This window comes from Pseudorhizobium xiangyangii (genome assembly GCF_020531965.1).
Lineage (GTDB): Bacteria > Pseudomonadota > Alphaproteobacteria > Rhizobiales > Rhizobiaceae > Neorhizobium > Neorhizobium xiangyangii.
Genome location: NZ_JAJAWH010000062.1, coordinates 1 through 5,741, shown reverse-complemented (window position 1 = coordinate 5,741; position 5,741 = coordinate 1). Strand labels below are relative to the sequence as shown.

Sequence of the window (5,741 nt, the reverse complement as noted above, 5' to 3'; positions counted from 1 at the left end):
GAACTATAGTTCACAAACTAGCGGGCGTCTCCTTATTGTCTCTAGAGCGGGCAAGGCCGCCCCTGTTTTCGGGAAGGGAATGCGCCGTCTAGGCGTGAGCCGTCCGGCTTAAGGCATTAAGCGGACGATCCACGCCTTGACCAATCACTATTGGGGATCGTTGAACTGATAATCCCGCAAGATCTTTCCGTCCTCGGCGAGCACGATCACCTCCGATCCGCGCGCGACGACGGGTCCGCCCTCAGGAGAGCCGATCTCCCACAGGACACGAAGAACATCGCCATAGCCCGCGACGTCGATCGCGCGGATATTAAATCCCGCTTGCTTCACGAAGCGGTTATGAGCCGCGTCCACGCGATCGTTGATCTGATCCAGCCCATGTCCGATAAATCCGGGAGCGTAGTGACTTGCATCGTCTGCCCAGATGGCAGTCGCCTGCTTGAGCCGGCTCTCGCGATCGGTCTCGTTCCAGATTGCAGTCCACCGGCGGGCTATTTCGTCGTAAAGGTGTGGCATGATCAGTTTCCTTGGTTACGCTTGGGGTTTTAGAGTGCCTTTAGTGAGCCGCCGTCGATGACGTAATCCGCCCCGACGATGTTTGCGGCCCGGGCCGACACCAGGAAGGCAATCAGGTCTGCCACTTCGTCCGCCTCAGTGATGCGTCCGCTGGTGATCTGGAACTGGCCGGGCAAGGCGGCCAGGAATTTCTGAAGGGGAACCCCCATCGCCGCGGCGACCGAACTGCCGAAGCGGCCTTCGCCCGTCCAGAGCGACGTTTTCACCGCGCCTGGGGATACCGCATTGACGCGAACGCCGCGCGGCCCGAATTCCTCGGCAAGCGACTTGGTGAGTGCCGCCAGCGCCGTCTTGGCGGTGGTGTAAGCGATGGGGCCGACCGATGGCATCTTGGAGTTGATCGACGAAACATTGACGATTGCACCTCCGGTTTCCAGCAAGTGGGGGAGAGCCGACCGGCTCATCCAGATCGAGCTCATCAACGTGACATCGAGGTTCGAGCGCCACTGATCGTCGGTCACGTCGAGGAAACCGCCAAGCGTCACCGCATCGCCCGCGCCGATATTGTTGACCAATATGTCGATGTGACCTGCGCGCGCGACGGCGTGCTCGGCGAAGCGAACTGCGCCGTCCGGCCGGGCGAGGTCCGCCTCAAAAGTGTTCGCGCCACTGCTCTCGAGCTCCGGCGTGATATGTCGCGCCGCAGCGAATACGGTCACCCCTTCACGGATGAGCGACTTCACCGTCGCAAAGCCAATTCCACGGCTCGCGCCGGTGACCAACGCGACCTTTCCGTTCAATCCGAGTTCCATTTTCGTAGTTCTTTCTGTAGTCGCAGGTACAAAACGCGATATGCTTTTGCTCGACCCGGCGCATTGGGCTTCAAATCAAATAGGTTAACGCATCAACCGCCCGCTTGAGGCGGTCGGGAGTGTCGGCGACCAGGCCGGCGATGCGCAGGCCCAGCACGGTCGTTAAAAGCAGGCTCGCCAGCGAGGCTGCGTCAATGTCGCGCCGGAACTCCCCTGCCTTCTGGCCCTCCTCGATCAACTCGACAAAGGCCGCTTCCGTCCGGCTGAACATGCCCTGCACGGTTGCCAGAGCGCTAGGGTCGCTCGCCCCCAGCTCAGCCGCCGTGTTCACGGCCATGCATCCCTTGCGCACCGGCCCCTCAAGATCGAAGCGGATCAACTGGTCGAGCGCCCCGGCGAGCTTTGCCTTGGCGGATCCGGGCGTTTTCAAGAATGCGATGAGGGCGTCAGCCTGGACCTCGCGATATCTCTGCAAGCACAGCTCAAACATCCTGTACTTACTCTTGAAATGATTATAGAAGCTGCCCTTGCCGATGCCGGTAGCGTCAAGCAGATCCTGGGGTGTCGTGCCGGCATAGCCTTTCTGCCAGAACAGCTCCATTGCTTGGTCAATTGCTGTGTCGGAATCAAATTCCATCGGTCGTGCCATAGTCGGGAGGTATGACAGTTCTGTACCCGCCGGTCAATAACTAATTCAAAAGCACGGGACAGCGGTGTCCGATCTCCTCCTGAAGAAAAGTCTTGGCAATGCACCTTACCTTACCACTCGTCTCACGGTGTTCGTGATTTGATCCCTCTTAGCGTTGTTCAGCGAGAAACCAACGCTGACCGTAGATCAGTCGCAGGCGGTGTATTGAGCTTTTCAATGGCCGCTTGGTTTTGCTGCCATTGGATATATGACGAGTGATCAGGCGATGCAGTGCCGTAACGAGGGGGGAATTGATGGACTTGTCTCTGGGGTCATCGCGCCTGACAGAAGCGCCGGAGATGACCCTAGAATGACAGAAGGTAAAAGACCGAGAAATCCGCTCGTTAAACCCCCGCGAGGGGGAGCAACGCGGAAATAAAGGATCAATTCTGAGACTTTCTAGGTTTCAGAATTCGTTCAATGACAACTGCTGCCGCTAACGCAGTTCCTATAATTATGAGCCCGTTTACAAGATCGCTTAATCCAAACAGATTTAGCCACTTTCTTGGGAAAAATCCTATTACCAGAATTGCGGCTATAAGCGCTGCAAGGGGTGGTAAAATTTTATCACGAAACAATTTTATTTCCTTGACTAGGCAGTACACGGTTTGGAGAGCGTGTGAGTGAAATATTATACTGCTGACAATAAAGGTTGTAATGCGGTTCGAGACAAGGCGTGCAGATTGGCGGTTCAGATGATCATTTCTCCACCGAGCTTCGGTTTTGGTGGACCGATCGATAATATTGCCCGCTGGTTCTCTCGTCTTGATACCGGACCGGTGCATATCGCTGAAGACCCGATCTGGAAACGACGTGCAGAACTTGCCTCGATTCCGACGGGAGGCAAAAAAGACAGTCAGGTTACCCCGTGTTGCGCGAAGCTATCAATGTCTATGCTGAACGGGGTGAATACGTGAAGGCATTGACATTAATGCAGACCTATTAGGACTTCATGAACAGCGAAACAAGGTCGTTTCAGGAGCGGCCCTCAATATCTGATCTGACCAACTTCCTATAGCCGGCAGACCATTATGCAGGTCCGCGATGATGGATCATGCTTCGTTCGAACTTAGCGTACGACTTGGCACTGCTCTTGTCCCAACCCCAGCATGGCGGCGCCATTTCGAATTGGACCGCAAGAAGCTGACGGTTACCGATGGTGACGCTCGCATTTCTCCGATGGTCTTTTCCGCCGCAATCAAGGACTGGGTTACCGGTGCTGCCTTGAGTTTCAGGTATCGGAACATGCGGCGCGTATCGGGGGAAGCGATGATATCCGTGTCCGACATGAGCCAATGGCTCGCCCACCAGCGTATTCTGAGCTGGACGCCTGTCGCGACCAGCTGCTCGGGTCGATCCTATTCCGCCGATTTCGCGACAGCCACTTCCAGCAGCACACCGTCATTGCGGGCTTCAAGCAAAAAAGCCCCTAAAGAAGTGAAGGCGCGCACGGTGTCTGTGACCGCTGACTTGGAACCCTTAGCGAAAACCAAAAACAGGCTGTGCCCGACGATCTCGCGACCGGCATGAGCATTTCAGCTATCGGCAAAACAATCGTGACCAGCAGGCAGCCATTATCCGCTTCCGCGACGACAATTCATGTCCCCAAACACCAGACGTAATGTTTGTTGGTTAAACTCGACGTATTTCGAAATAACATGATCCCGAACTTGTTAAATTACCTCAAACGCCTCCTCTCGTCGCATATTTCAGCGAACGCGCAATTGTATTCTCAGGGCACAGGCTTAGACCTTCCGGCAGGCGTTAAGACTTTGGGACTGAGCGGGTCGAACCCGATGGATACTCCTAGCCTTGAGGGGACTAAAAACCCTACAATGGGGCTCAGCCGGAGCTCCACATCGACAGAAACTGTGGCTCTAGGATTTCTGGCGGCCATCTTTGCTGCATCACCGACGTTCGCCGAAGAGCGCAACAAGTCGCATCTATCCGCTCAGGAGGTGGTTCTAGCCTTTAAGGAGATGTGCCTCCAGGGGACTAAATCACCCTCAGGCAAGGGATGGGCTACAGCTTTACCTGATGCCGTTCCCCTCGTGGCGAAAGAGATTGGCTCTGATTTGATCCGCCTGGAGAAGCTCTTCTCCACCGATGGGGGCAAGACGGTGATCAAGATTGAGCGTGACAACCTTAAGGGGGGTGACGTCACTTATTGTACGCTCAAGACCTCGCTCGAAAGCGGCGTTGTCTCGGAACGAATTGCCGCCAATTTGACCACCCTCGCAAAAGACTCGTCGCTTGGAGAGCCCGTGAGCCGCATTGGGCGGCGCTTCAAAAACACGGCGACGAGCTGGGAGTCTGGAAATTGGCGGCTTGACCTCTACGAAGGTCGAAAGGTTCGTCCCGGGATTGTAGCCATTGGAATGCATACTTTTCCTTCAGAAGCGCCTGCGGAACCTGTGTTCGTGGCGGTAATAGCCGTAAATCACGGCTGATAGAGGACATCCTGGCGGCCTCTACCACTTTCCCAAGGTCCATTAACCCTATGGCAGGGGCTCACTCAATTTAATCTGGAACAGCAACACTATCAGGATACTTTTCCAAGCGGCGTCACAGTCGCGCGCGTCAACGCCATCAACATCGGTCCGAGGGAAAACTCCCCTCGCCTGCTCCTCGCCGTCAGATCACGCAGATAGCCGCCCGCAGAATTGATTTGCCCTCCCCTTTCAAGGATGCAGGCAATCGTCGCGGCCGCATTCTCCGGCCCCATGACCTCACAGGCATCCTGGTACGCGGACGGACTGACGCCCAATATCGACCGGACGACAACCGCGGCCGTCATCAGCTCGCGCCAGTTGGAAATTTGCCCGCCCAAACCGTAGTCCGCAATCTGTGGGCAGGCTCGCAGTACCATCCCCAGCGGGAAAGCCTTTATCGGCTCGACGGTACGCAACTTGGTTGGCGCAGCCTTGGCGCCCTGCTCGTCTTCGGAGCGAGGTTCAAGTTCATTGATGGATTCGGTATTTGAATTCTGTATGTGGCATCCATCATGGATGGCATTGGTGTCTGTTTTTTGTGATTTTAGCTGAAGTTCCAGTTGGTTGACCACCTCTTCCCTCAGAAGCTCCATCTCGTCGAGCACGTTTTCGACCTGCTGGCGGTTGGGGGTGCGAGGAAGGCCCGCAAGAATGCCGACATATACCGCCTCAATTCCCGCCCAATCCCCTTCAGCGCCCTCCTCCATCGCTGCACTGATCAGCTTGCGGACATCACGGCGGCAGATCGTCAGTGCTTCCCTGGCGCGACGGAAGGCCCTGCCCTCCTCCGCCACTTTCTGCGCGAGACCGGCAAGTTCGGCCGCGCGCAACATCAGCGGCTCCAGGTCAAAGCCGAATGCCTGCTCGATCTGTCCACCATTGTCGCGGTGGGCATAACGCTTGCCATTCGGGCTGTCCCGGCGATGGATCAGGCCGGCATCGACCAGTGCGGCAAGATGGCGCCGGAGCGTGGTACCGGCGATGCCGTGTGCGCGCAGCGATAGCTGGGCGTTGGACGGAAACACCACCAGGCTGCTGTCGGGCTTCAGTTCATTGCCCGGATAAAACGTCAGAAGCGCGTCGAGAACGGCGACGGCCCGATCCTGCAAACCGAGCAGCTGGCGTGCCTCGGCGACATCGCGAAACACTTTCCATTTCTCCACGGCCCGTTCCGGCCGCCGGCCGGCCGCATCGAGCTGCCCTTTCACCAAGGCAAGCGTCATCGGCCGCCGC

The 5,741-nt window shown here is 56.8% G+C and carries 6 protein-coding genes and 1 pseudogene; 2 read left to right on the top strand and 5 right to left on the bottom strand.

Going from position 1 to position 5,741, the window contains the following annotated elements:
* Window positions 1–147: 147 nt before the first annotated feature.
* The 3 genes from LH464_RS23910 to LH464_RS23900 form a co-directional block, all read right to left on the bottom strand.
* Window positions 148–516 (bottom strand): nuclear transport factor 2 family protein, encoded by a 369-nt coding sequence (locus LH464_RS23910; RefSeq protein ID WP_226788907.1) that lies wholly within the window; start codon window positions 514–516, stop codon window positions 148–150.
* 29 nt (window positions 517–545) lie between these two features.
* A complete protein-coding gene (locus LH464_RS23905) occupies window positions 546–1,328 on the bottom strand; it encodes an SDR family NAD(P)-dependent oxidoreductase (protein ID WP_226788906.1) in 783 nt (260 codons plus the stop codon).
* A 70-nt stretch (window positions 1,329–1,398) separates the two neighbouring features.
* Window positions 1,399–1,965, bottom strand: coding sequence for a TetR/AcrR family transcriptional regulator (locus tag LH464_RS23900; protein WP_226788905.1), 567 nt, complete (start codon window positions 1,963–1,965; stop codon window positions 1,399–1,401).
* A gap of 674 nt (window positions 1,966–2,639) precedes the next feature.
* Between LH464_RS23900 and LH464_RS23895 the strand changes: the two genes are divergently transcribed.
* Window positions 2,640–2,933 (top strand): hypothetical protein, encoded by a 294-nt coding sequence (locus LH464_RS23895; RefSeq protein WP_226788904.1) that lies wholly within the window; start codon window positions 2,640–2,642, stop codon window positions 2,931–2,933.
* Between the two features lie 192 nt (window positions 2,934–3,125).
* On the opposite strand, the pseudogene LH464_RS23890 reads toward LH464_RS23895, so the two are convergent.
* A pseudogene (locus tag LH464_RS23890) lies at window positions 3,126–3,494 on the bottom strand (Tn3 family transposase); the annotation flags it as partial.
* Between the two features lie 150 nt (window positions 3,495–3,644).
* Between LH464_RS23890 and LH464_RS23885 the strand changes: the two are divergent.
* Complete coding sequence (locus tag LH464_RS23885) at window positions 3,645–4,466, top strand: hypothetical protein (RefSeq protein ID WP_226788903.1); 822 nt, start codon at window positions 3,645–3,647, stop codon at window positions 4,464–4,466.
* A 92-nt stretch (window positions 4,467–4,558) separates the two neighbouring features.
* On the opposite strand, the gene repC is transcribed toward LH464_RS23885, so the two are convergent.
* Window positions 4,559–5,741: plasmid replication protein RepC (gene repC, locus LH464_RS23880; protein WP_226788902.1), on the bottom strand; the 1,183-nt coding region annotated here is incomplete at its 5' end.

What these genes read in the sequence shown, in the direction of transcription:
- LH464_RS23910 (WP_226788907.1), bottom strand. Translation starts at nt 516, where the DNA reads ATGCCACACCTTTACGACGAAATAGCCCGCCGGTGGACTGCAATCTGG.
- LH464_RS23905 (WP_226788906.1), bottom strand. Translation starts at nt 1,328, where the DNA reads ATGGAACTCGGATTGAACGGAAAGGTCGCGTTGGTCACCGGCGCGAGC.
- LH464_RS23900 (WP_226788905.1), bottom strand. Translation starts at nt 1,965, where the DNA reads ATGGAATTTGATTCCGACACAGCAATTGACCAAGCAATGGAGCTGTTC.